Raw genomic sequence first — 2,638 nt, 5'->3', positions numbered from 1 at the left:
GGCGGCCTGACGCGCCTTCACCAGGTAATCGATACCCGTGTAGACGGTCAGGACCAGCGCCACGCCGATCACGGCCCATTCGACGGGCCAGACCCAGTGCGGTAGCGGGAGGATCAGCATGCCCAGCCCCAGGGTCTGGGTCACGGTCTTGAGCTTGCCACCCTTACTGGCCGCCACCACGTGGTCGACGCCGAACAGACGCCAGAGGGTGATCCCCACCTCGCGGACGAGGATCACGATCGTCACCCACCAGAACAGCTCGTGGACCAGGGACAGCGAGATCATCGCCGCCGCCATGAGCGCCTTGTCCGCGATCGGGTCGGCGATCTTGCCGAAGTCCGTCACCAGACCCAGCCGCCGGGCGAGGTACCCGTCCACGTAGTCGGTCGCCATCGCGAACACGAAGACGACGAACGCACCCACCCGCCACCACGGGTCCTGCGCGTCGGCCACGAAGAACAGGACCACGAACACCGGGACCAACACGATCCGCAGGACGGTGAGCACGTTGGCGATGTTGAGTACGGGGACCTCGGCGCCGGGGCGTCCGTCATCGGTGATGGGAAGTGTCACCCCCTCACCTTAGCGAGACCCGGCCGAATACCCTTGATCCGACAACACCCCCGCAGCGACCAGGAAGGACCACACCGATGCCGCTCTTCGCAGTCGACTACCGGTACGAGCCCGAGCAGACCGATGACCGGGAGGCCAACAAGCCCGCCCATCGCGAGTGGCTCTCCGCCCGGGTCGACGCGGGATCGATCCGGTCGGTGGGTCCGTACACGGACGGTTCGGGCGCCCTGCTCGTCGTCGAGGCCGCCGATTCCGACACCGCCCGCGCACTGGTGGCGCAGGACCCCCACTGTCTGCGCGGAATGGTCTCCGAGGTCACCGTCCGGGAGTGGATGCCGGTGTACGGCGCGCTGGCCTGAGACCGCGCGGTTCAGCCCACCGGCGCCTCGTCCAGGTTCTCGCTCCCGGCAGGCAGGTCTCCCGGGTCCTCCTCGGGCGGGGTGCCGCCCTTGATCATCCAGATGACCGACCCCAGCTCCTCCGGCTTGACCAGCACGTCGCGGGCCTTCGAGCCCTCCGAGGGTCCGACGATGTCGCGGGACTCCATCAGGTCCATGAGCCGACCCGCCTTGGCGAACCCGACGCGGAGCTTGCGCTGCAGCATCGAGGTGGACCCGAACTGGCTGGAGACCACGAGCTCGACGGCCGCGAGCAGGTCGTCGAGGTCGTCCCCGATGTCGCCGTCGATGTCCTTCTTGGACTCCTCCTTGGCGGCGGTGACGGTGTCGTCGTAGTCGGGCTCCGCCTGGTTCTTGGCGTAGTCCACGACCTCGTGGATCTCCTCGTCGGTGATGAACGCACCCTGCATACGGACGGGTCGCGACGCCCCCATCGGGATGAAGAGACCGTCACCCATCCCGATCAGCTTCTCCGCCCCCGCCTGGTCCAGGATGACCCGCGAGTCGGTGAGCGAGGACGTGGCGAAGGCCAGACGCGACGGCACGTTGGTCTTGATGAGGCCCGTGACCACGTCGACGGACGGACGCTGCGTGGCCAGCACCAGGTGGATCCCGGCGGCACGGGCCTTCTGGGTGATCCGCACGATCGCGTCCTCGATGTCACGCGGCGCGGTCATCATGAGGTCGGCGAGTTCGTCCACCACCGCGACGATGTACGGATACGGGCGGTACACCCGTTCGCTGCCGGGCGGGGTCGTGATGGCACCGGACTTGACCCGTTCGTTGAAATCGGTGATGTGGCGCACGCGGGTGGACTTCATGTCCTGGTAGCGCTGTTCCATCTCCTCGACCAGCCACGCCAGCGCGGCGGCCGCCTTCTTGGGCTGCGTGATGATCGGGGTGATCAGGTGTGGGATCCCCTCGTACGGCGTCAGCTCGACCATCTTGGGATCCACGAGGATCAGGCGCACCTCGTCCGGTGTCGCGCGGGTGAGCAACGACACGAGCATCGAGTTGACGAAGCTGGACTTACCCGATCCGGTCGAGCCGGCCACCAGGAGGTGCGGCATCTTGGACAGGTCGGCGGTGACGAAGTCCCCCTCGATGTCCTTGCCCAGTCCGATGAGCATCGGGTTGTGCTTGGTGGCGGTCTTGGGGTCGGTGAGCACGTCGGCGAGCCTCACCAGCTCCCGGTCGAGGTTGGGGACCTCGATGCCCACCGCGGACTTGCCGGGGATCGGGGCGAGGAGACGGACGTTGTCCGTGGCCACCGCGTAGGCGATGTTCCGGTGCAGCGCCGTGATCTTCTCGACCTTGACGCCGGGGCCGAGCTCGACCTCGTAGCGCGTGACCGTCGGCCCGCGGGTGAACCCGGTGACCGCGGCGTCGATCTTGAACTGCTCGAGGACGCCCTGGATGGCGTCGATCATCTGGTCGTTGGACTCGCTGCGCTCCTTGGGCGGGTCCCCCGCGGTCAGCAGGCTGACGGGCGGCAGGGTGTACTCGACGCCGTTGAGCAGTTGCTTCTGGGAGTCGAGGCGCTCGACATCGCTGTCCGCCGCGGTGTGGGTGGACGGGGTGTTGGTCTGCGGCACCTCGGTCGTGCCGCCGGCTCCGCGCGCCTCCGCCGGGCGGACGGTGGCCCCGTTCGTGGCGTCCCCGACCGG

3 protein-coding genes are annotated in these 2,638 nt (G+C 68.0%); 1 reads left to right on the top strand and 2 read right to left on the bottom strand.

Going from position 1 to position 2,638, the window contains the following annotated elements; genetic code table 11:
* On the bottom strand, positions 1-573 hold a 573-nt coding region (pgsA, locus tag G6020_RS08920; protein WP_182610371.1), incomplete at its 3' end, for a CDP-diacylglycerol--glycerol-3-phosphate 3-phosphatidyltransferase.
* Between the two features lie 77 nt (positions 574-650).
* Here pgsA and G6020_RS08915 point away from each other — a divergent pair.
* Positions 651-932 (top strand): YciI family protein, encoded by a 282-nt coding sequence (locus tag G6020_RS08915; protein ID WP_179525422.1) that lies wholly within the window; start codon positions 651-653, stop codon positions 930-932.
* An 11-nt stretch (positions 933-943) separates the two neighbouring features.
* On the opposite strand, the gene G6020_RS08910 is transcribed toward G6020_RS08915, so the two are convergent.
* Positions 944-2,638: DNA translocase FtsK (locus G6020_RS08910; RefSeq protein WP_241732638.1), on the bottom strand; the 1,695-nt coding region annotated here is incomplete at its 5' end.

It is taken from the genome of Dietzia sp. B19, from assembly GCF_014145155.1.
In the GTDB taxonomy this organism is placed as follows: Bacteria; Actinomycetota; Actinomycetes; order Mycobacteriales; family Mycobacteriaceae; genus Dietzia; species Dietzia natronolimnaea.
The sequence above is the reverse complement of the archived record's forward strand: the minus strand, read 5'-3'. Positions and strand labels throughout refer to the sequence as shown.

Bases quoted from the DNA above. Each gene is read 5' to 3' on its own strand.
- G6020_RS08915 (WP_179525422.1), top strand. From the start codon at position 651: ATGCCGCTCTTCGCAGTCGACTACCGGTACGAGCCCGAGCAGACCGAT.